At 75.1% G+C, this 21310-nt stretch carries 22 protein-coding genes; 15 read left to right on the top strand and 7 right to left on the bottom strand.

The window, feature by feature from the left end; all coding sequences use genetic code 11:
- Window positions 1-138 precede the first annotated feature (138 nt).
- Window positions 139-537: a DUF1801 domain-containing protein gene (locus ACQP04_RS31370; RefSeq protein WP_433508472.1), complete on the bottom strand. Its 399-nt coding sequence runs from the start codon at window positions 535-537 to the stop codon at window positions 139-141.
- A gap of 56 nt (window positions 538-593) precedes the next feature.
- Window positions 594-1274 carry a TetR family transcriptional regulator gene (locus ACQP04_RS31365; RefSeq protein ID WP_433504114.1) on the bottom strand — a complete coding sequence of 227 codons (681 nt, stop codon included), beginning with the start codon at window positions 1272-1274 and terminating at the stop codon, window positions 594-596.
- A gap of 86 nt (window positions 1275-1360) precedes the next feature.
- Between ACQP04_RS31365 and ACQP04_RS31360 the strand changes: the two genes are divergently transcribed.
- The gene (locus ACQP04_RS31360; RefSeq protein ID WP_433504113.1) at window positions 1361-2518 is read left to right on the top strand and encodes an acyl-CoA dehydrogenase; all 1158 of its coding nucleotides are present in this window, start codon (window positions 1361-1363) and stop codon (window positions 2516-2518) included.
- A 75-nt stretch (window positions 2519-2593) separates the two neighbouring features.
- Here the strand turns inward: ACQP04_RS31360 and ilvA are convergent, their stop codons facing one another.
- Genes ilvA through ACQP04_RS31345 form a run of 3 tightly spaced genes read right to left on the bottom strand, consistent with a single transcriptional unit; the run spans window position 2594 to window position 6789 of the window.
- Complete coding sequence (gene ilvA, locus ACQP04_RS31355; protein WP_433504112.1) at window positions 2594-3853, bottom strand: threonine ammonia-lyase IlvA; 1260 nt, start codon at window positions 3851-3853, stop codon at window positions 2594-2596.
- A gap of 52 nt (window positions 3854-3905) precedes the next feature.
- Entirely contained in the window at window positions 3906-4622 is a 717-nt protein-coding gene (locus ACQP04_RS31350; protein ID WP_433504111.1) for a TIGR03089 family protein, read from the bottom strand.
- A 25-nt stretch (window positions 4623-4647) separates the two neighbouring features.
- Window positions 4648-6789, bottom strand: coding sequence for an LCP family protein (locus ACQP04_RS31345; RefSeq protein ID WP_433504110.1), 2142 nt, complete (start codon window positions 6787-6789; stop codon window positions 4648-4650).
- A 263-nt stretch (window positions 6790-7052) separates the two neighbouring features.
- Between ACQP04_RS31345 and ACQP04_RS31340 the strand changes: the two genes are divergently transcribed.
- From ACQP04_RS31340 to ACQP04_RS31305, 8 genes are all read left to right on the top strand, one after another.
- Complete coding sequence (locus tag ACQP04_RS31340) at window positions 7053-7943, top strand: tetratricopeptide repeat protein (protein ID WP_051737522.1); 891 nt, start codon at window positions 7053-7055, stop codon at window positions 7941-7943.
- Between the two features lie 74 nt (window positions 7944-8017).
- Complete coding sequence (locus tag ACQP04_RS31335; RefSeq protein ID WP_433504109.1) at window positions 8018-8905, top strand: glycosyltransferase family 2 protein; 888 nt, start codon at window positions 8018-8020, stop codon at window positions 8903-8905.
- 67 nt (window positions 8906-8972) lie between these two features.
- Complete coding sequence (locus tag ACQP04_RS31330; protein WP_433508471.1) at window positions 8973-10043, top strand: sugar phosphate nucleotidyltransferase; 1071 nt, start codon at window positions 8973-8975, stop codon at window positions 10041-10043.
- 76 nt (window positions 10044-10119) lie between these two features.
- Entirely contained in the window at window positions 10120-11037 is a 918-nt protein-coding gene (locus ACQP04_RS31325; RefSeq protein WP_433504108.1) for a DNA-3-methyladenine glycosylase family protein, read from the top strand.
- A 25-nt stretch (window positions 11038-11062) separates the two neighbouring features.
- Window positions 11063-11554 (top strand): glutathione peroxidase, encoded by a 492-nt coding sequence (locus ACQP04_RS31320; RefSeq protein WP_037046746.1) that lies wholly within the window; start codon window positions 11063-11065, stop codon window positions 11552-11554.
- A gap of 51 nt (window positions 11555-11605) precedes the next feature.
- Window positions 11606-12601 (top strand): 2-phospho-L-lactate transferase, encoded by a 996-nt coding sequence (cofD, locus tag ACQP04_RS31315; protein WP_433504107.1) that lies wholly within the window; start codon window positions 11606-11608, stop codon window positions 12599-12601.
- A complete protein-coding gene (locus ACQP04_RS31310; RefSeq protein WP_433504106.1) occupies window positions 12598-13965 on the top strand; it encodes a coenzyme F420-0:L-glutamate ligase in 1368 nt (455 codons plus the stop codon). Before cofD ends, ACQP04_RS31310 begins: the two co-directional genes overlap by 4 nt.
- Before the next feature lie 28 nt (window positions 13966-13993).
- On the top strand, window positions 13994-14527 hold the full coding sequence (locus ACQP04_RS31305) for an NUDIX hydrolase (protein ID WP_433504105.1): 534 nt from the start codon (window positions 13994-13996) through the stop codon (window positions 14525-14527).
- A gap of 15 nt (window positions 14528-14542) precedes the next feature.
- Here the strand turns inward: ACQP04_RS31305 and ACQP04_RS31300 are convergent, their stop codons facing one another.
- On the bottom strand, window positions 14543-15313 hold the full coding sequence (locus ACQP04_RS31300; RefSeq protein WP_433504104.1) for a site-2 protease family protein: 771 nt from the start codon (window positions 15311-15313) through the stop codon (window positions 14543-14545).
- A gap of 250 nt (window positions 15314-15563) precedes the next feature.
- Here ACQP04_RS31300 and ACQP04_RS31295 point away from each other — a divergent pair, with 250 nt between their 5' ends.
- Window positions 15564-15818, top strand: a complete 255-nt coding sequence (locus ACQP04_RS31295; RefSeq protein WP_197040660.1) for a WhiB family transcriptional regulator — start codon at window positions 15564-15566, stop codon at window positions 15816-15818.
- A 315-nt stretch (window positions 15819-16133) separates the two neighbouring features.
- Here the strand turns inward: ACQP04_RS31295 and ACQP04_RS31290 are convergent, their stop codons facing one another.
- On the bottom strand, window positions 16134-16613 hold the full coding sequence (locus ACQP04_RS31290) for a metallopeptidase family protein (RefSeq protein WP_037046466.1): 480 nt from the start codon (window positions 16611-16613) through the stop codon (window positions 16134-16136).
- A gap of 142 nt (window positions 16614-16755) precedes the next feature.
- Between ACQP04_RS31290 and ACQP04_RS31285 the strand changes: the two genes are divergently transcribed.
- From ACQP04_RS31285 to manA, 5 genes are all read left to right on the top strand, one after another.
- The gene (locus ACQP04_RS31285) at window positions 16756-17130 is read left to right on the top strand and encodes a DUF3499 domain-containing protein (RefSeq protein WP_433504103.1); all 375 of its coding nucleotides are present in this window, start codon (window positions 16756-16758) and stop codon (window positions 17128-17130) included.
- Window positions 17131-17227: 97 nt separating this feature from the next.
- The gene (locus ACQP04_RS31280; RefSeq protein WP_433504102.1) at window positions 17228-18589 is read left to right on the top strand and encodes a phosphomannomutase/phosphoglucomutase; all 1362 of its coding nucleotides are present in this window, start codon (window positions 17228-17230) and stop codon (window positions 18587-18589) included.
- A 126-nt stretch (window positions 18590-18715) separates the two neighbouring features.
- A complete protein-coding gene (locus ACQP04_RS31275; protein WP_433504101.1) occupies window positions 18716-18925 on the top strand; it encodes a Trm112 family protein in 210 nt (69 codons plus the stop codon).
- Complete coding sequence (locus ACQP04_RS31270; RefSeq protein WP_433504100.1) at window positions 18922-20016, top strand: SIS domain-containing protein; 1095 nt, start codon at window positions 18922-18924, stop codon at window positions 20014-20016. Before ACQP04_RS31275 ends, ACQP04_RS31270 begins: the two co-directional genes overlap by 4 nt.
- 33 nt (window positions 20017-20049) lie before the next feature.
- Entirely contained in the window at window positions 20050-21264 is a 1215-nt protein-coding gene (manA, locus tag ACQP04_RS31265) for a mannose-6-phosphate isomerase, class I (RefSeq protein ID WP_433504099.1), read from the top strand.
- Window positions 21265-21310: the final 46 nt, after the last annotated feature.

The raw sequence follows: 21310 nt of genomic DNA, 5'->3' as shown, positions 1-21310 counted from the left end.
CGGCCAGTGGAAGCCGGTAGGTGCCGGCGAATCCCAGGCGGTCACCAGTGGTCCCCGGGCCCGAGCCCAGTCCAGCTCGGCGTGCGCTCCCCGTTCCGACGGGGTTGCGGCCCGGGGATCACTCATGTCCGGGGGTCGTCAGACTCCGGCCGCGTCCTGCGGGCCCATGGCCGCCGCCTCCGCCACCAGCTCGCGGAGCACCTGCTCGTCGACCTTCCCGAGCGCGGTGAACCGCACGCACGACTTCCCGATCGACGCCCCGGGCAGCCGGTCCGCGTAGGTCTCGGCCAGGTACCGGCCGTCGACCGAGCAGAGGACGTAGAGCGAGAGGTACCGCTTCTGCGCGGCCAGCCCGATCAGCGTGGCCTCGCCCTCCCGCCCCGTCGCGTAGCGGTAGCGGAAGGGGCCGTAGCCCAGCATCCCGCGCTGCACCACGCGGTCGAGCCCGGGTGCCTCCTCGCGGATCAGGGCGTCGAGCGCCAGGACGTCCGGGCGGCGCTTCTCGTCGACGGCGTCGAGGTACTCGTCGGGGCTCATCTCGCTCACCGGGCGATCGTCGCGTACCCGCCCGGACCGGGCATCGGCCGTCCGGCTCAGCTCGTGCGGCGTTCCAGCGAGCGGGCCGCGCGCTCCAGCCGGCGCGCCACCTCCTCCAGGTCCGGCGCCTGCTCCAGCGGCAGCATGTCGGCGACCTTGCGGAAGTGCGCCCGGCAGGCCTCGGTGTCCTCGACCGTGCCGCCGTCGGCCAGCCAGCGGCGCAGGGCCTGGTTGTGCGCGGCGACGACCGCCGCCCCGGTGACGGCCGCGCGCAGGTCCCCGTCCTCGACGTCGGCGAGCCGCGCCGCGAGCTCCTTGGTGAACAGCCGCCGGTAGCGGTGCACCATGGCCGCCTCCCGGTCGCGCAGCGCGGGCACCTCGTGGACCAGCGTGAACCGCTTCCGGGCGGTCCCCGGGTCGGACAGGTAGAGGTCGAACACCGTCTCCCCGGCCCGCAGCACCACCGACAGCAGCGGCTCGGTGGGGTGCGCGGTCGCGAAGACCTCGGCGATCCGTGCGAGGCCGAGCTCGTGGTCGGGGGAGACCGCGTCCTCCTTGCCCTTGAAGTACCGGAAGAAGGTCCGGCGCCCGACGCCGGCGGCGGCCGCGATGTCGTCGACCGTCGTGTCGTCGTAGCCCTGCGCGGTGAACAGGTCCACCGCCGCGGTGACGAGGTCGCGGCGCACCTCCGCGCGTCCCTCGGCCGAGCGGCCGCGGCGCGGAGTGACACGGGACATGGCACGGAGGGTAGCAGGAGCGTTGTTCTGTGGCACGGAGTGCCGTTAGAGTGGACGCACCCGGACACACCGACGTGGGAGAAGAGATGCTGAACGCCGAGTTCGACGCCTACCGGCTGAGCGAGGAGCACGAGGCCCTCCGCGACGCCGTGCGTGCGCTCGCCGAGAAGGAGATCGCGCCGCACGCCGCGGAGGTGGACGAGCAGGCGCGCTTCCCCCACGAGGCCAAGGACGCGCTGGTCAAGGCCGGTTTCCAGGCCGTGCACATCCCCGAGGAGTACGGCGGGCAGGGGGCCGACGAGCTGGCCGCCTGCATCGTGATCGAGGAGGTCGCGCGGGTCTGCGCGTCGTCGTCGCTCATCCCGGCGGTCAACGGCCTGGGCTCGGTCCCGATCCTGCTCTCGGCCTCGGAGGAGCTGAAGAAGCAGGTCCTGCCGTCGATCGCGTCCGGCGAGGCGATGATCAGCTACGCGCTGTCCGAGCGCGAGGCGGGGTCCGACGCGGCCTCGATGAAGACCCGCGCCCGCCGCGACGGCGACGACTGGGTCCTCAACGGCACCAAGTGCTGGATCACCAACGCCGGCGAGTCCACCTGGTACACGGTCATGGCCGTGACCGACCCGGAGAAGAAGGCCAACGGCATCTCCGCGTTCGTGGTGCACAAGGACGACCCGGGCTTCGAGGTCGGCCCGAAGGAGCGCAAGCTCGGCATCGCCGGCTCGCCGACGCGGGAGATCTACTTCCAGGACTGCCGCATCCCCGGTGACCGGATCATCGGCGCCGAGGGCACGGGCTTCAAGACCGCGCTCGCCACGCTGGACCACACCCGCCCGACGATCGGCGCGCAGGCCGTCGGCATCGCGCAGGGCGCGCTCGACCAGGCGATCGCGTACATCAAGGAGCGCAAGCAGTTCGGCAAGGCGATCGCCGACTTCCAGGGCATCCAGTTCATGGTCGCCGACATGGCGATGAAGGTGGAGGCGGCGCGGCAGCTCGTCTACGTCGCGACCTCGCGCGCCGAGCGCGGCGAGAAGAACCTCGGCTTCATCTCGTCGGCCGCCAAGTGCCTGGCCTCGGACACCGCGATGCAGGTGACGGTCGACGCCGTGCAGCTCCTGGGTGGCGCGGGCTTCACCAAGGACTTCCCGGTGGAGCGGATGATGCGCGACGCGAAGATCACGCAGATCTACGAGGGCACCAACCAGGTGCAGCGCATGGTGATGGCGCGCTCCCTGCTCCGCTGACCCTTGAGCGAACGGCGCTCCCGCTCACACCTGGTGAGCGAGAGCGCCGTTCGTGCATCTCGACCCGGCGTCCGGTCAGAGGATGAAGCGGAAGAGCGGGGAGTCCGGGGGGATCGGCTCGATCTGCGGCGGCGAGGCCTCCATGCGGGCCAGCAGCGGCTCGAGGTCGGCCGGGTCGCCCAGCTCGATCCCCACGAGCGCGGGGCCCGTCTCCCGGTTGCTGCGCTTGACGTACTCGAAGAGCGTGATGTCGTCGTCCGGCCCGAGGACGTCGTCGAGGAAGCGGCGGAGCGCGCCCGGCTCCTGCGGGAACTCCACCAGGAAGTAGTGCTTGCGGCCCTCCCACACGAGGGCGCGCTCGACGATGTCGGCGTAGCGGCTGACGTCGTTGTTGCCGCCGGAGAGCAGGCAGACCGTGCTCGATCCGCGCGGGATGTCCAGCTGGCCCAGCGCCGCCGGGGCGAGCGCGCCCGCGGGCTCGGCGATGATCCCGTCGCTCTGGTAGAGCGCGAGCATCTCGACGCAGATCCGGCCCTCGTCCACGGCGTCGACCGCGATCGACGCCTCGCGCACGATCGGGAACGTGGTCTCGCCGACCCGGCGCACCGCGGCGCCGTCGACGAACGGCTCGACCTCCCTCAGCGTGGTCGGCTCGCCCTTCGTCAGGGCTGCGGCCATGCTCGCGGCGCCGGCCGGCTCGACGCCGATCACGCGGACGTCGGGATACCGTTCGCGCAGGTAGACGAGGGTTCCGGCGAGCAGCCCGCCACCGCCGACCGGGACGATGATCTGGTCCGGCGGGTCCGCGAGCTGGCTGAGCACCTCGCGGACGACCGTGCCCTGCCCGGCCACGGTGCGCGGGTCGTCGAAGGCGGGGACGAGGGTGGCGCCGGTCTGTTCGGCATCGGCGGCGGCGGCCGCGGCGGCGTCGTCGTACGTGTTGCCGACGACCACGACCTCCACGACCTTGCCGCCCAGCCGCGCGACCCGGTCCCGCTTCTGCCGCGGCGTGGTGCGGGGCAGGTAGACCCGGGCCGTGACGTGCAGCCGCGCACAGGCGAACGCGACGCCCTGGGCGTGGTTCCCGGCGGACGCGCACACCACCCCGCGCTCGCGTTCCTCCGGCGAGAGCTGCGCGATCAGGTTGTAGGCGCCGCGGATCTTGTAGGAGCGGACCGGCTGCAGGTCCTCGCGCTTGAGCCACACCTCGCCGCCGACGGCGTCGGACAGCCGCGCCGAGAGCTGCAGGGGGCTCGGCCCGATCACCGCACGCAAACGCCCCGCCGCCGCGTCGACGTCGGAGGCGGTCACGCTCTGGGCGGGGGCGCTGGTCATCACCCCACCGTAGCCAGCCCACCTGCGGGGCTCTTCCGGAGCCCGCCCGCCGTCACAGCCGGGCGGTGCACTTCTCCGTCTCGTACTTGCGCTCCAGGCGCCCCGCGTCGGCGTGCGCGACCTGGACGAGGGAGGCACCGGCGGCGAGGACGGCGAGCAGGCCGTCGACCAGGTCCTCGCGCGCGGCCCAGTCCCGCGTCGACAGCACCCGGTCCGAGCCGGAGAGCCCCAGCTCGACGGCCCGCGCCGCCGCGCGGGCGGCCACCTCCGAGGCCGGCATGCCGTCGAGGGCGGGGGCGTCGGCGGGCACCGGCTCCCAGGGCACGAACTCGTCGCCGTGCAGCCGGACCTCGGTGGCGAAGTCGATCACCCCGGACGGCAGGCCGTCGATCCCCCGGCCGAACGCGTCGAGGGACAGGGCGACCACCCCGCCCGACGGCTCGGCGGCGAGCGCGAGGTCGAGCCGCCCGGCGTCGCACAGCACGAGGTCCGCCTCGGCGGGCTCGCCGACCACCTCGGCCCCGCACGACCACGCCGCGAGCAGCACCGACGCCGTCTGCCAGTGCGCAGGCAGCAGCACGGCGACCCTGCCGCCCGGCTCGACGTCGCACTCGTCCCGCAGCAGGTTGGCGGCCTTGGCCACCCAGTTCGCCGTGGTGACCGCGGACAGCTCGATCCGCTCGCCGGTGGCGTCGTCGTAGAAGGTGATCAGGGGCCGCGCCGGGGCGGCGGCGAGGATCGGGTCGAGCAGGGTGGCGGTCAGCGACACGGACGTCCTTCGCGGGTGCGGGCGATCAGTCGATGCACGGTACGCCGCCCGCGTTGACCTCGGAGGTCGGCGCGGGCACGGAGGTCGAGGAGCCGCCGGTCGTGGTCGTCGCCCCCGTCGTCCCGGTCGTCGCCGCCGCCGAGGAACCCGCGAAGTCGGCCCCGAGCAGCACCTGCACGTGCCCGGACCGCACGCCGTCGGCCTGCTCGACGCCGATCCCGCCGAGCTGCGCGGCCACCGCGCGCGCGGCCTCGTCACCGTCCGACTGGGCGTAGCGGACGACGGAGGTCGAGCGGCTCTCCGAGTTCTCCACCGTGCCGCGCAGGTAGCCCGCCCCGCCGAGCCGGTCGGCGACCTGGGCCGCGAGGCCGGTACCGCCCGAGCCGTTGCCGACGTCGACCGTGACCGTCGTCGGGTCCACCGTGGACGCGGCGGGCGCCTCCGCGGTGGTCTCGGGCTCCTCCTTCGGCGCGGTCCGCTGCTCGACGAACTGGTGGACCTGCGTGGGATCGACCAGCACGACGTCGCCGCGCTCGTTGTTCGCGCCGCCCTGCGTCGGGATCGTCACGAAGTCGATGTTGCCGGCCGCGATGTCCGAGGCCTGCTGGGCGAAGCCGAGCAGGTCCCAGCCGGAGTCGATGACGAGCGACTTCTTCGCCACGTCCATCAGCGCGGAGAGGGTGCCGGTGTTGGTGAGCGTACCGCTGGAGAGGATCTTGTCGGCGACGGCGGCGAGGAACACCTGCTGCCGGCGGATGCGGGACAGGTCGCCCTCGGGCAGCCCGTGCCGCTGGCGGACGAAGGCCAGCGCGTCCGCGCCGGAGATCGTCTGCGGACCGGCGGCGAAACGGGCGCCGGAGAACTCGTCGTCGACCGGGGCCCTGAGGCAGACGTCGACGCCGCCGATGGCCTGGGTCAGGTTGTAGAAGCCGAGCAGGTTGATCTCGGCGTAGTGGTCGATCGTGAGGCCGGTCAGGTCCTGGACGGTGTCGATCAGCGCGGTCCGCCCCGTCGCCGACGACTGCTGGTCGGCGTCCTTCTGGGTCACGCCGGACTTCACCAGCTCCTCGGCCTTGAGCGCCTTGGTGGCCGGGTACGCGGCGTTGATCTTGTCCTTGCGGTAGCCGGGGATGTCGACGTAGCTGTCCCGCGGGATGGAGAAGGCCGTCGCGCTGCCGCCGTCGGCGGGGATGTGCAGCACGATGATCGTGTCCGAGTTGAGGACGCCGGACTCGGCGCCGCTGCGCAGGATGCGCAGCACGTCGTCGGGCAGCGGGTTGCCCTGCGCGTCCGTGCGGCTGTCGACGCCCACGAGCAGGATGTTCTGCTCGCCGCCGGAGGAGCCGCCGGTGATGACGTTGGTCGTGGTCAGGCCCGCGGTGAGGTCGCGGTAGAGGCCCCACGCCGTGCCCGTGACCGCCACGACCAGGGCGGACAGGACGCACAGCGTGATCCGGGTCCGGCGGACGAACCGGCCGGCCGGCCGGGCGGGCGGCGGAGCGGTCGCGGGGCGGGGCCGCGCCGGCGGTGGGGTGCGCGGGCGCGTGCGGGTGGGGGGACGGGTGGGTGCCGTACCCCGCGAGACGTCCCGGGCGGGCCGGCGCGGCGGCGGCTCGACGACGGCCCGGCGGACGGGCCTGCGGGGCTCGTCGCGGTCGGGAGTGGACCGGCGGGCCGACGTGCGGGCGGAGCCCGACCGCGCCGGCGCGCCGCCCGGCTCCCCGTCCCGGTTGGAGCCGGTCCGGCGCCCGCGGGGGACGGACCCCTCGTCGCGCCCCGAGCCATCCCGAGCGGAACCGTCGCGGCCCGAGCCGGTCGAGCGGGGGCGGCCGCTCCCGGAGCCGGAGGACGAGCGGTCGCCGGAGCCGCGGTCACGGGCCGAGGCGCCGGAGGAACTGCTGCGCCCGGAACCCGCCCGGTCCGCCGTGGAGCCCCCGTCCCGGGACGACCGGGCGGAGGACCCCGCCGCGGAGCCCGTGCGGCGTTCGGAGCGCGGCTCCGGCGCGGCGTCCGACCGCCCCGCCGAGCCGGTCGCGCGGGCCCGTGGGGGACGGTCGGGGCCGCCGCCGGACAGGGCGCCGCCCTCACCGAACAGCGCGGAGGCGCCGGCGCGGCGCTCGCGCCGCGGCCCGCCCGAGGAGGAGCGGCCACCGGACGTCGGGTCCACTCCACCTCCTCACCTCGCGCCGGCGTCGGGTCCGGACCCCCGCGGCCGCCACCCGGCCGCCCCTAGAGGGTGCAGCATCCGGAGGCATGATCGCGGCGCGTCGCCCGGCGTGTCGGCGGCTCGAGATCACCGTTGGGCGATCGTCCACCCCGGAGGGTGACCCGTTCGGACCTACGCGTGATCATCTCCGTGACGGACCGCCCCGTCCTGCCGGGCCGCCGGGGGAGTGAGACCATTCACATTCCACGTCGGGAGGGGCCCGCATGACCGCACAGCCCGACGAGGCGGCCCGGACCGACGCCGTCCACCGCATCCCCGTGCCGCCGCCGGAGGGGCCGCTGACGGCCGCGGGCCGGGCGCTGCTGGAGCAGCACCGGGCCTGGGAGGCGGTCGAGCCGTTGCGCCGCGCCGTCGCCTCGCGCGAACCGGGCTCGGCGGACCTGCTCGTGCGCGCCTACCTGGACAGCGGCAGCTGGACCGCGGCCATCGAGTTCCTCGCGCCGCTGGTGGAGCAGGGGCACCTGGAGTTCGCGGGGCGGCTCGGGGTCGCGCTCGCCGAGCTGGGCGACCACTCGCGGGCCGAGCAGGTGCTGCGCCTCGCCGTGGCGCAGCGCGAGCTCCCCGCGGCCAACGACCTCGCCCTGCTGCTGCGTGCCGACGGCCGCTTCGCCGAGGCCGTCCGGGTCCTCACCGACGCCGCCGAGGCGGGCGACCCGCAGGCGCCGGACAACCTCGTCGCGCTGCACCTCGAGGCGGAGGACCTCGCCGCCGCCGTCGTGGCCGCCGAGCGGTACGCGGACGAGCGGCGGCCGGACGCGCTCGTCGCGCTGGCGGACGTGCGGGCCGTGCAGGGCCGGGACGCGGAGGCCGAGTCCCTCTACCGGCGCGCCGGCGAGCTCGGCGCCGTCCGCGCCCACACCGCCTACGCCGCGTTCCTCGTCGCCCGCGGCGACCTCGACGGGGCCGACCGCGAGTACCGCGAGGCCGAGCGGCACAACGAGCCGGGCTGGGCCTGGACCATCGGCCGGTTCCTGCTCGACACCGGGCGGCCCGAGGCGGCGCGCTGGTACCTGGAGATGGCGGTGACCTGGGGCGACCGGGCCGCGGCCGAGGCACTCGCGGAGCTCGACGGCGAGGACCCGGCGGACGACTGAGTCCCCGGACCCGATCGGTCGGCCCCCGGTCCCCGCACCGACCGACCTCCCGGGGCCCGTTAGGGTGACCCGCCATGGAGTCGGCGGTCCGCACGTACGGGGACGAGCTCGCGGTCGTGACCGTCACGTACTCACCGGGCGACACGCTCGAGGCCTTCCTCGACTCGCTCAAGGCGGCGACCGCGCGTCCGATCCGGGTCGTGCTGGCGGACAACGGCTCCGTCGACGGCGCGCCCGAGCGGGCGGCGGAGCGCGACGGTGTGGAGCTGCTCCGGATCGGCGAGAACGTGGGCTACGGCACGGCCGCCAACCGGGCCGTCGCCGGGCTGGGGCCCGAGGTGGGCTGGGTCGTCGTCGCCAACCCGGACCTGGTCTGGGGCGAGGGCGCGATCGACACGCTGCTCGAGGCCGCCGGCCGCTGGCCGCGCGCCGGCGCGCTCGGCCCGCTGATCCGGGAGCCCGACGGCACGGTCTACCCCTCGGCCCGGCTGCTGCCCTCGCTGGGCCACGGCGCCGGACACGCCGTCCTCGGCCGGGTCTGGCCCGGCAACCCCTGGACGCAGACCTACCGGCAGGCAGCCGCGGCGATCGGCGAACGCACCGCGGGCTGGCTGTCCGGCTCGTGCATCCTGGTGCGCCGCAGCGCCTTCGACTCGGTCGACGGGTTCGATCCGCGCTACTTCATGTACTTCGAGGACGTCGACCTCGGCGACCGGCTCGGGCGGGCCGGCTGGCTCAACGTCTACGTCCCGACCGCCGAGGTCGTGCACACCGGCGGGGTCTCCACCTCGAAGCCCGAGGTGTCGGCCCGGATGCTCGCCGAGCACCACCGCAGCGCCTACCGCTACCTCGCCGACCGGCACCCGGGCCCCCGCAACGCCCCGATCCGGGCGGCGGTGCGGGCCGGGCTCGCGGTCCGTGCCCGGGCAACGCAGGCGCGTGGACGAACGTCCACCCGGTGAGACCAGCAGTGTGAGACCGGAGATCCGGACCGGGGGGACCGGCCGGCTGACGAGAGGACCGTTCGTGCTGGACGACGTCGAGGCCGTCGTGCTCGTGGGGGGCAAGGGCACGCGCCTGCGCCCCCTCACCCTGTCGGCCCCGAAGCCGATGCTGCCCACGGCGGGCGTGCCGTTCCTGGCCCACCTGCTCTCCCGGATCCGCGCCGCCGGCGTGCGGCGCGTGGTGCTCGGCACCTCGTACCTCGCGGAGACGTTCGAGGAGCACTTCGGCAACGGGGAGTCGCTCGACCTCGAGCTCACCTACGTGGTGGAGGACCAGCCGCTGGGCACCGGCGGCGGGATCGCCAACGTGGCCAAGCACCTGACGACCGAGAACGTCATGGTCTTCAACGGGGACGTGCTGTGCGGCACCGACCTCACCGCCGTCGTCGACACCCATCGGCGCACGGACGCGGACGTCACCCTGCACCTGGTCCGCGTGCAGGACCCGCGCGCGTACGGCTGCGTGCCCACCGACGCCGACGGCCGCGTGCAGGCGTTCCTGGAGAAGACCGAGGACCCGCCGACGGACCAGATCAACGCCGGTTGCTACGTCTTCCGTCGTTCGGTCATCGAGGACATCCCACAGGGCCGGGTGGTGTCGGTGGAACGCGAGACCTTCCCCGGGCTGCTCGAGGCGGGCGCCCGGGTCAGCGGGCACGTCGACAACGCCTACTGGCGCGACATGGGCACCCCCGCCGACCTCGTGCACGGCTCGGCCGACCTGGTCCGCGGCGTGGCGCCCTCGGCGGCGCTGCCCGGCCCGGCCGGCGAGTCGATCGTGCTGCCCGGTGCCACCGTGGCGAAGGACGCCTTCGTGTTCGGCGGCACTGCCGTCGGGCGGGACGCGGTGATCGGCGCGGGCGCGAAGGTCGAGGGCTGCATGGTCTTCGACGGCGCGGTGATCGAGCCGCACGCGGTCGTCGAGAGCTCCGTGGTCGGTGCCGGCGCCCGGATCGAGGCGGGCGCGCACGTCCGCGACGCGGTGATCGGCGACCGGGCGGTCATCGGGGCGCACTGCGAGCTCAAGGGCGGCGTGCGGGTGTGGCCGGAGGTCCAGCTGCCGCCGCACGGGGTCCGGTTCTCGGCCGACGTCTGACCCCGTGAGTGCGCACTGCCCCGAGAGCGGCAGTAGGCACTCACGACCGCGTTCGGGCTGCCGTTACCGTGGTCGCGTGATCGAGCGCGAGTGGCGGCCGGACTTCCGGCTCGACCTCGCCGGGGTGCTCGCCCCGCTGCGGCGCGGACGGGGTGACCCGTCGTGGCGCTCGGTCGGCGAGGGCTCCGCGATCTGGCGCGTCTCCACCACGCCCGACGGACCCGCGACGGTCCGGATGTCCCGGCGCAGCGACGGCACGGTCGTCGCCGCCGGCTGGGGGCCCGGCGCGCGGTGGGAGCTCGACGGCCTGCCCGCCCTGCTCGGCGCGCACGACCAGCCCGAGTCCTTCGTCGCCCACCACCCGCTGATCGCCGACGCCGCCCGCCGCCTGCCCGGGATCCGGCTCGGCTCCACCCGCCGGGTGTGGGACCAGCTGGTACCCGCGATCCTCGAACAGAAGGTCACCGGCATCGAGGCCCGGCGCTCCTGGCGCGAGCTCTGCTGGCGGTTCTCCGACGCCGCGCCCGGTCCGGCCGGCGCGATGCCGCGGGGCATGCGCGTCCCGCCGACGCCCGCGCAGATCCGCTCCATCCCGGACTGGGAGTGGCACAAGGCAGGGGTGGACTCGGCCCGGCGGCGCGCGATCCTGGCCGCCGCCGCGGTTGCGCACCGGCTGGAGAAGGCGGTCGAGCTGGGCGGCGAGCAGGGCCGGATCCTGTTGCGCCGCATCCCCGGTATCGGGGTCTGGACCGCTGCCGAGGTGGCCCAGCGCGCGTGGGGCGACGCCGACGCCGTCAGCTTCGGGGACTTCCACATCCCCACCGTGGTCGGCTGGGCGCTGGTCGGCCGCCCGCTCGACGACGTCGGGATGCTCGAGGTCCTGGCCCCGTACGCGCCGCAGCGGCACCGGGCGGTGCGGTACGTCGAGATCTCGGGGTTCCGCCGCCCGCGCTTCGGCCCCCGGTTCAGTCCGCGGGACTACCGGGAGATGTAGATCGTTGCGGGGTACGTTCGTGGGCGTGGCCCTTCTCGACTCCCCGATCGCCGCGCTCTCCGCTCTCGACGGCGGCGCCCTCCCGGACCTCGGCGGCAAGGCCGTCCTCGTCGTCAACGTCGCCTCGAAGTGCGGGCTCACCCCGCAGTACGAGGGCCTGGAGCGGCTGCAGGAGCGCTTCGCCGGCCGCGGGTTCACCGTGCTCGGCGTGCCGTGCAACCAGTTCGCCGGGCAGGAGCCGGGCACGGCGGAGGAGATCGCCACGTTCTGCTCCACCACCTACGGCGTCTCCTTCCCGCTCACGGAGAAGGTCGAGGTCAACGGGCCGGGTCGGCACCCGCTCTACGCCGCGCTGACCGCCACCGCCGACGAGGCGGGCGAGGCCGGGGACGTCCAGTGGAACTTCGAGAAGTTCCTCGTCGCCCCGGACGGGACCGTGCGGGCCCGCTTCCGGCCGCGTACCGAGCCGGAGTCCGACGAGGTCGTGGCGGCCGTCACCGAGGTCCTCCCCGGCTGAGCGGAGCGAGCCTCTGCGCCGGTTGTCGGAGGTCCGACGTAGCCTGGCGCCGTGATGGTCACCGTCCTGGTCGGAGGCGTCGGCGGCGCCCGGTTCCTGCTCGGCGTGAAGGCCGCCCTCGGGCTGCCGGCCGTCGGGCCCGGCGAGGGCCCGCACGAGGTCACCGCCGTGGTCAACGTGGGCGACGACGTCTGGATGCACGGCCTGCGGATCTGCCCCGACCTCGACACCTGCATGTACACCCTGGGCGGCGGGATCGACTCGGAGCGCGGCTGGGGCCGGGCCGGGGAGACCTGGGCGGTGCGGGACGAGCTGGCCGCCTACGAGGCCGACCCCACCTGGTTCGGGCTCGGCGACCGGGACGTCGCGACGCACCTGGTCCGCACCCGGATGCTGCGCGCGGGCTACCCGCTCTCGCAGGTCACCGAGGCGCTGTGCCACCGGTGGAAGCCGGGCGTGCGGCTGCTGCCCGCCACGGACGACCGGGTCGAGACGCACGTCGTGATCGACAACCCGGAACCGGCCGACGACGCGCCGCCGCAGGTCGCGGTGCACTTCCAGGAGTGGTGGGTGCGCCACCAGGCCAAGTTCCCCGCCCACCGGTTCGCGTCGGTGGGTGCGGACGAGGCGAAGGTCCTGCCGGCCGCGGCGCAGGCGATCGCCGACGCGGACGTGGTGCTGGTCGCGCCGTCGAACCCGGTGGTCAGCATCGGCACCATGATCCAGGTCCCGGGCATGCCGCAGGCGCTGATCGGCACGAAGGCGAAGATCGTCGGGCTGTCGCCGATCGTGGGCGGGCGGCCGCTGCGCGGGATGGCCGACGCGTGCCTCTCGGCGATCGGGGTCGAGACCACCGCCGAGGCCGTCGGCCGGCACTACGGCGGGCGGGCGAAGGGCGGCCTGCTCGACGGCTGGCTGGTCCACTCGGGAGACTCCGCCGAGATCGAGGGCGCCGAGACCCGGGCCGTCCCCCTGCTGATGACGGACGTGGCGGCCACGGCGGACATGGCGCGTGCGGCGTTCGAGCTGGCCGGGGTCGCCCCGTGAGCGCTCTGCCGGCCCCGTCGCCGGTCCCCGACCACGGCGCCGCCGAGGGGCTGCGGATCCTGCCGGTCCCCGGGCTGCCGGAGTTCCGCCCGGGGGACGACGTGACCGCCGCGCTCGCCGAGGCCGCCCCGTGGCTGGAGTCCGGCGACGTCGTGGTGGTCACCAGCAAGATCTTCTCCAAGGCCGAGGGCCGGCTCGTCCCGGCGCCGACCGATCCCGAGGAGCGGGACGAGCTGCGCCGCCGGCTCGTCGAGGGCGAGACCGAGCGGGTCCTGGCCCGCCGCGGCAAGACGCTGATCGTCGCGTCGAAGCTCGGGATCGTGCAGGCCGCGGCCGGGGTCGACGGGTCGAACGTGCGGCGGGACGAGCTGGCGCTGCTGCCCGTCGACCCCGATGCGAGCGCCGCCCGGCTGCGTGAGGGGCTGCGCGAGCGGCTCGGCGTCGACGTGGCGGTGGTCGTCACCGACACGATGGGCCGGTCGTGGCGGGTCGGGCAGACGGACGTCGCCATCGGGTCCGCGGGGCTCACCGTGCTGCACCGCTACGGCGGCGCGGTCGACGCGGAGGGCAACGAGCTGCTGGTCACCGAGGTCGCCCTGGCGGACGAGGTGGCCGGCGCCGCGGACCTGGTCAAGGGCAAGCTCGGTGGGACCCCGGTCGCGGTGGTGCGCGGGCTCGGCGTGCGCGAGGACGGCTCGACGGCGCGCGACCTGGTCCGGCCGATCGACGAGGACCTGTTCTGGCTGGGCACCGATGAGGCGCTCATGCAGGGTCGGCGCGAGGCCGTGCTGCTGCGCCGCAGTGTCCGGGACTTCGCGCCCGAGGAGGTGCCGGCGGAGTCCGTGCGCCGGGCCGTCGGCGTCGCGCTGACCGCGCCCGCACCGCACCACAGCACGCCGTTCCGGTTCGTGTGGCTGCGCGACCCCGCCCGGCGCACCGCCCTGCTCGACGCGTTGCGCGAGCGGTGGCGCGCCGACCTGGAGGCCGACGGGCGTCCGGCGGACGAGGTCGAGCGCCGGCTCGCGCGGGGCGACCTGCTACGCCGGGCGCCCGAACTGGTGCTGCCCTTCCGCACCGGTGACGGCGCGCACGCCTACCCGGACGAGGCCCGCCGCGCGGCCGAGCGGGACATGTTCACCGTGGCCGGCGGGGCCGCCGTGCAGTCGTTCCTGGTGGCGCTGGCCGCCGAGGGCCTGGCCTCGTGCTGGGTCGGGTCCACGATCTTCGCGCCCGAGGTGGTGCGGGCCGAGCTGGGACTGGCGGAGGACTGGCAGCCGCTCGGTGCCGTCGCGCTCGGGGTGCCCCTCGAGGCGGCCCACCCGCGTCCGCCGGCCGACCCGGCCGCGGGGCTGCTCGAATGGTGAGCCCCGTCCCCGCAGGGGAGACGCCCGCATGGTGAGCCCGGCCGTCGCCGTCGAGGAGCTCCGCGCGTGGTCGCCGCCCGACGCCGGGCAGGCCGCGCTGCAGCAGGCGCTGATCGCCTTCTGCCTCGCCCGCCCGGAGGACGCGTGTGCCCGCGAGTGCGCGGCCGGGCACCTGACCGCGTCGGCGCTGGTTGTCGACGCGGCGGGGGAGCACACCCTGCTCACCCTGCACCCGCGCGTCGGCCGGTGGATCCAGCTCGGCGGGCACTGCGAGCCGGGGGACGCGTCGCTGCGGGCGGCGGCACTGCGTGAGGCGACCGAGGAGTCCGGGATCGCCGGGCTGGAGATCGCCGAGCACCCGCTGCACGTCGACGTCCACCCCGTGACCTGCTCGCTCGGCGTGCCGACCCGGCACCTCGACGTCCGCTACCTGGTGCGCGCGCCGGCCGGGGCGGTGCCCGCGATCAGCGACGAGTCGGTCGACCTGGCGTGGTGGCCGCTCGACGGGCTGCCGCCGGAGTCGGACACCGTGCCGGAGATGGTCGCGCTCGCCCGCGGCTGACGGGCCGGCGGCGGGTCAGCGCCAGAACAGCAGCAGGCTGTAGCCGGCGGCGGCGTACTGCGCGTCGCCGCCGATCAGGGCGAAGAGGAACTGTCCGACCCCGAACAGCACCCGTGACACCCCGGGCACCCCGAGGACCAGCAGGAACAGTACGAGCGGGGCCCACGGGCGCACCTTGTGGCCGAGCTGCTGGGCCTGCGGCGACAGGTAGGGCTCGAGCACGCCGTACCCGTCGAGACCGGGCACCGGCAGGATGTTGAGCACGAACGCGAGGATCTGGATCAGCGCGAGGCAGGACAGTCCGACCGCGAGCCCCTCGTTCATCGGGACGAAGATCACCGCAAGGCTCAGCAGGATCCCGATGACCAGGTTGGTGGCCGGGCCGGCGAAGGACACGAACGAGCGGATCCCCCGCGAGCGCAGCGCCCAGTGGTTGATCCACACCGCGCCGCCGGGCAGCGGGATGCCGCCGAGCAGCAGGAACACCACGGGCAGCACGAACGAGAGCCCGACGTTGGCGTACCGGCGGATGTCGAGGGTGAGGTAGCCGCGGTTCTCGATGCTGTGGTCCCCGCCGCGGTGCGCGACGTAGGCGTGCCCGAACTCGTGCAGACAGAGCGAGACGCACCACCCGCCGAGCACCAGCAGCACCACGCCGGTGGTGAGCAGGACCATCGATCCCTGCAGCGCGGACTCGGTCCCGAAGACGCAGAGCACCCCGCCGACGACCGTCACCGCCAGGAGCAGCAGGAACCACGGGCTGACTCGATTGGAGACTCCGCGCACTTGTCCATTCTGCCGAACGGGTGTCCGAAGGGGTGGAACCCGTCACCCGGTCGGCAGCCCCGGGTTGCGGTGAACCGACCGACACCGCTGTACTTACAGCGGTGTCATTCGCCGGGCGCGGGGAGGTGGGCGAGTGGACGTTTTCACGGACACCGTGTTCGTCACGGGGGCGGGCACGATCGGCGACCCGATCGGAGCGACGGTGGGCGCTCCGGAGAACTTCGGGATCGGCCCCACGGAGGGGCTTCGCCTGATCGACACCCTGGTCGACGGTCAGGACGACGGCGAGCAGGACTGGCAGGAACGCGCACTGTGCGCGCAGACGGATCCGGAGGCGTTCTTCCCCGAGAAGGGCGGCTCCACACGGGAGGCCAAGCGCATCTGCGCGGGGTGCGACGTCCGGGCCGAGTGCCTGGAGTACGCGCTGGCGCAGGACGAGCGCTTCGGCATCTGGGGCGGGCTCTCCGAGCGGGAGCGTCGTCGCCTGCGACGGGCGGCCGGCTGAGGCCGGGGTCCGACGGACAACTTCACCACGACATCCCCTCCCGGCGTACGCAGCGCGCCGGGAGAGGAACCCGAAGGGCGGGCGATGCGGCCCGCCCTCGTTCGAGCCCGGACGCGTGTCCGGCTGCGTGCCCGCAGTCGGCGACGGTCCGGGCTCTCGCGCGTCCGGGCCACGGAACGATCCTCCGGCCCCCTTCGCGTGCTCTGACGCGGCACAACCGGTCGACCGGATGTCTCACGACCTTCCGCGATGTGCGAGCAGGTCGATTCGGGTGTGGGACACAACCCGAGGTGTGCGACCAAGCCGGGCCGCCCCTCAGTCCGCCCCGCCCTCGACGGCGTCGGGCTCGATGTTGAGGTACTCCGCCACCTGCTCGACCAGCACCTCGTGCAGCAGCTCGCCGAGGTCGGCGCCGCCGCGGGCGCGGGCCTCGAGCGGGCGGCGGTAGAGCACGATCCTCGCCCGCGAGGGCAGCCCGGCCTGGTCGACGCCCGCCGGCACCAGCTGGGCCAGCGGGACGCCCGCGTCGGCGAGCACCCCGGTGCCCCACACGACCTCCTCGGGCGAGGTCCGCTCGACCTCCGGCACCTCGTCGACCGCCAGGTCGAGGTCCACCAGCTCCGGGCCCCAGCGCAGCTCGATCGGCTCGAGCGCCTCGAGCACGCGGGCGTCGAACCGCTCGGCCCGGGTGCGGAAGGAGGGCGTGGTCACCGGGTACAGCAGGCCGCGCAGTCCCCGGCCCCGGCGGTCTCGCCTGCGGGGGGAGCGGCGCGGGATGCGGCGCGCGGTCGTCACCCGTCGAATAGTACGACCCGGTGGGCCCGCGCCGTGCCGGTGCGGCGGCCCGGCGTCGCCCGTCCGTACGCGCCCGGGCGGGTGGGGCCGCCCCGCGCGTCGCAGTCGGGAACCGTGCGCGCGGGGGGCTATCGTCGGGGGCGTGCTGAGTGTCCGGAGGTGTTCGCGGAGCGGCTGCACCGAGCTCGCGGTGGCCACTCTCACCTATGTCTACGCGGACTCGACCGCGGTCGTCGGGCCGCTGGCCACCCAGGCGGAGCCCCACACGTACGACCTGTGCACCGCGCACGCCCACCGGCTCACCGCCCCCCGCGGCTGGGAGGTCGTCCGCTTCGAGGGCGAGTTCGCGCCGCCGCAGCACACGGACGACGATCTGACCGCCCTGGCCGAGGCCGTCCGCGAGGCCGGCCGGTTCGACCGGCCCATCGAGGCCTCGCCCACCGTCACCGCCGGTCCCGGCCCCACCACCGGGCGGCGGGGTCACCTGCGCGTGCTGCCCACGCCGCCGGAGGACTGAACCCGCACTCACGGGCCGTCACCGTCGTCGCCCGTCCGGTGCGCGTCGTCGCGGCCGTCCCGCGGGCCGTCGGGGCCGCCCGCTAGGCTCCGGACCCGTGCCCGACCTCTCCCAGATCGTCAAGGCGTACGACATCCGCGGCGTCGTCGGCGAGCAGCTCGACGCCGGCACGGTCCGTGAGGTCGGAGCGGCGGTGGCCCGGCTGCTGCGCGCGGAGGACCCCGCGGTCACCGAGATCGCGGTGGGGCACGACATGCGGGACTCCTCGCCCGGGCTCGCGGCCGCCTTCGCCGAGGGCGTGACCGCCCAGGGGCTCGACGTCCTCGACATCGGCCTGGCCAGCACCGACATGCTCTACTTCGCCGCCGGCAGCCTCGGCGTGCCCGGCGCGATGTTCACCGCCAGCCACAACCCGGCGAAGTACAACGGCATCAAGCTCTGTCGGGCGGGCGCGACCCCGATCGGGCAGGACACGGGGCTCGCCGCGATCCGCGAGGCCGTCGAGCAGGGGGTGCCCGAGGGGCCCGGCGGCGGCACGGTCCGCCGTCGCACGCTGCTCGCCGACTACGCCACCTACCTGCGCGGGCTCGTCGATCTGAGCGGCAGCCGGCCGCTGCGCGTGGTGGTCGACGCCGGCAACGGCATGGGCGGCTACACGGTGCCCGAGGTCCTCGGCGGCCTCCCGCTCGACGTCGTGCCCCTGTACTTCGAGCTCGACGGCACGTTCCCCAACCACGAGGCCAACCCGCTGGACCCGGCGAACCTGGTCGACCTGCAGAAGGCCGTCGTCGCGGAGGGGGCCGACCTCGGCCTGGCCTTCGACGGCGACGCCGACCGCTGTTTCGTGGTCGACGAGCGCGGCGAGCCGGTCAGCCCGAGCGCGATCACGGCGCTGGTCGCGGTCCGCGAGCTGGCGAAGGCGCCCGGCAGCTCGGTGATCCACAACCTGATCACCTCCCGGGCCGTGCCGGAGATCGTCCGCGAGCACGGCGGCACCCCGGTGTGCACCCGGGTGGGCCACTCGTTCATCAAGCAGACGATGGCCGACACCGGTGCGGTGTTCGGCGGCGAGCACTCGGCGCACTACTACTTCAAGGACTTCTGGAAGGCCGACTCCGGCATGCTGGCCGCGCTCCACGTGCTGGCCGCGCTCGGCGAGCAGCAGGAGCCGCTGTCCGGGCTGATGGGCGTCTACGAGCGCTACTCGGCCAGCGGCGAGGTCAACTCCACCGTGGCGGACCAGGCCGACCGGGTCGCCGCCGTCCGCGAGACCTACGGGGCCCGCGAGGGCGTGGAGTTCGACGAGCTCGACGGGCTGACCGTCGCCCTGCCGGACGGCTCCTGGTTCAACCTGCGCGCCTCCAACACCGAGCCGCTGCTGCGGCTCAACGTCGAGGCCGCCGACGAGGCCGCGGTGGCGGCGCTACGGGACGAGGTCCTCGCGATCGTCCGCGCCTGAGCGCGGCGGGCGCCCGTCCGCCCGGGCCCGCGACGAGCCGATCACCGCCGCGCGGGTACCCCGGACGGATGCGGCGCGCCCGCCCGCGCCCTGGCAGCATCAACGGCACGTGAGGTGAGGAGAACCGTGGCCGTACAGCTCGACCCCCAGCTGCTCGAGATCCTGGCCTGCCCGTCGGAGGACCACGCGCCCCTGACGCCGGCGGGGGACCGGCTCGTGTGCACCGCCTGCGGCCGCCGCTACCCGGTGGTCGACGGCATCCCGGTGCTGCTGCTCGACGAGGCCCTGCCCCCGGAGGACGCGCCGGCCCCCGAGCACCCCGGAAACGCCGGGTGACGATCGTGCTCGACGACACCCTGCTCGGCGACCCCGTCGCGCTCGCCTCCGCGGACACCGGCGGCGTGCTGCGCGCGGCGGCCACGGCGGGCGCCCAGATCCGCTCCGCGGCGCAGGCCGCGGTCGAGGCGGGCGTCGCCGACCTGGCGGGGCACCGGCCGCGGGCGCTGGTGTTCCTGCGCCGCCCGGGCTCGTCGGGCGCGGCCGCGGAGATCGTCGGGGCGCTGCTCGGGTCGCTGTGCCCGGTGCCGATCGTGGTGGCCGACGTCGTGCCCGGCTGGATCGGCCCGCTCGACGTCGTGCTGGCCCACTCCGCCGACCCGGCGGACGTCGAGCTGGCCGAGTCGGTGTCGCGGGCGGTCGGGCGCGGGGCCGAGGTGGTGCTGTCGGCGCCGGCCGAGGGCCCGGTGGCGTCCGCGGGCGCCGGCCGTGCCCGGTTCGTCGAGCCCCGGATCCCGGTGCCGCCCGCGCTGGACCTGCCGCGCGCGCTCGCCGTCGCGCTGACCGTCGTCTCCTCGCTGGGGCTGTGGCCGGGCGGGCTCGACCCGTCCCTCGACCCGCTGGCCGACGCGCTCGACGCCGAGGCGGAGCGCAACCAGCCGAACCACGAACCGTTCATGAACCCGGCGAAGTCGCTGGCCCTGCGGCTGGCCGAGCGCACCCCGCTGCTCTGGGGCGCCGACCCGGCCGCGACCGCCGTCGCCGGGCACGGGGCGACCGCCCTGGCCACGCACGCCGGAGTGGTGGCGCACGCGGCGGACATCGCCCAGGCCGCCACGGCCACCGCCCTGCGCCGGGCCGTCGACCTGGCCGACCGCGGCGAGGACATCTTCCGCGACCCGTTCGACGACCCGGGGCCCGACTCGCCGCCGGTCCGCGTCGTGCTGCTCGCGACCGCCGAGGAGGAGCCGGGCCAGGTCGCGGTGCGTCGCACCGGCCGCGGCTGGCCCGCCGACCTGCAGCACCCCGTCGACGAGGTCCCGCGCGGCACCCGGGACGCGGTTCTGCTGCGCACCGCGCTGCTGGCCTCCCGGCTGGAGATCGCCGCCGTCTACCTCGGCCTGGCCACCCGGGCCATCGAACCGGCCTGACGGGCCGACCGCCGCACGAAGCGAGGAAGTGCCTTGGAGCTGCTGGAGAACCCGGTCCGGCCGTACGCGTGGGGATCGCGCACGGTCATCGCCGACCTGCTCGGCGAGTCGGTGCCGTCTCCGCATCCGCAGGCGGAGATGTGGCTGGGCGCGCACCCAGGCGACCCGTCGCGGATCGTGCACCCCGACGGGGGCCGTTCGTCGCTGCTCGACGTGCTGACCGCCGACCCGGAGGGGCTCCTCGGGGCCGAGCGCAGCGCCCGGTGGGAGGGGAAGCTCCCCTTCCTGCTCAAGGTCCTCGCCGCGGACGAGCCGCTGAGCCTGCAGGCGCACCCGAGCCTCGACCAGGCGCGCGAGGGGTTCGCCCGGGAGAACGCCGCCGGCCTCGCGATCGACGCCTCGGACCGCAACTACCGGGACGCCAACCACAAGCCCGAGCTGATCTGCGCGCTCACCGAGTTCCACGCGCTCGTCGGCTTCCGGGACCCGGTCGAGACCCTCGGCCTGCTCCGCGCGCTCGACGTGCCCGAGCTGTCCGCGCACGTCGAGCTGCTGGCCGCCCAACCCGGCCCGGACGGCCTGCGCGCGCTGTTCACCACATGGATCACGTTGCCCCAGTCCATGCTCGACGAGCTGGTCCCGGCCCTGCAGAAGGGCGCCGTCACGCTCGCGGCGGCCGGCGGGGACTGGGCCCGCGAGGCCCGCACCGCGCTCGAGCTCTCCGAGCGCTACCCCGGCGACGCCGGTGTGCTCGCCGCGCTGCTGCTCAACCGGGTGGTCCTGGCGCCGGGTGAGGCGCTCTTCCTGCCCGCCGGCAACCTGCACGCCTACCTGGCGGGTGCCGGCATCGAGCTGATGGCGAACTCGGACAACGTGCTGCGCGGCGGGCTCACGCCCAAGCACGTCGACGTCCCGGAGCTGCTGCGCGTCCTCGACTTCACCTCGGGGCCGCCGCCGGTGCACTCCGGCCAGCCCGAGGGCCCGTGGACCCGGTACGACACGCCCGCCGAGGAGTTCCTGCTGCGCACCTGGTCGTCCGGCGACGGGCTCACCGGCAGCCTCCCGGTGCCCGACGGCGGGGCCCGGATCCTGCTGGCGACCGGCGGGAAGGCGTGCGTCCGGTCCGGGTCGGAGATCCTCGAGCTGCCGAAGGGCGCGGCCCTGTTCCTCGCGGCCGGCGACAGCGGCGTCGAGGTCGAGAGCGCGGCGCCCGGCACCCAGCTCCACCTCGCCAGCGACAGATTGTGAGCGCCCGCGATTGACCGCGGCCCCGCCGGATATCCTTCCGCGGCGT

The organism is Pseudonocardia halophobica (assembly GCF_050948485.1).
GTDB classification, from domain to species: domain Bacteria; phylum Actinomycetota; class Actinomycetes; order Mycobacteriales; family Pseudonocardiaceae; genus Pseudonocardia; species Pseudonocardia halophobica.
Note: the sequence above shows the minus strand (reverse complement) of the source record. Positions and strands in the feature narration are given on the sequence as shown.

Coding starts and splice junctions, on each gene's coding strand:
- ACQP04_RS31370 (WP_433508472.1), bottom strand. CDS start 537: ATGAGCCCCGACGAGTACCTCGACGCCGTCGACGAGAAGCGCCGCCCG.
- ACQP04_RS31365 (WP_433504114.1), bottom strand. CDS start 1,274: ATGTCCCGTGTCACTCCGCGCCGCGGCCGCTCGGCCGAGGGACGCGCG.
- ACQP04_RS31360 (WP_433504113.1), top strand. CDS start 1,361: ATGCTGAACGCCGAGTTCGACGCCTACCGGCTGAGCGAGGAGCACGAG.
- ilvA (WP_433504112.1), bottom strand. CDS start 3,853: ATGACCAGCGCCCCCGCCCAGAGCGTGACCGCCTCCGACGTCGACGCG.
- ACQP04_RS31340 (WP_051737522.1), top strand. CDS start 7,053: ATGACCGCACAGCCCGACGAGGCGGCCCGGACCGACGCCGTCCACCGC.
- ACQP04_RS31335 (WP_433504109.1), top strand. CDS start 8,018: ATGGAGTCGGCGGTCCGCACGTACGGGGACGAGCTCGCGGTCGTGACC.
- ACQP04_RS31305 (WP_433504105.1), top strand. CDS start 13,994: ATGGTGAGCCCGGCCGTCGCCGTCGAGGAGCTCCGCGCGTGGTCGCCG.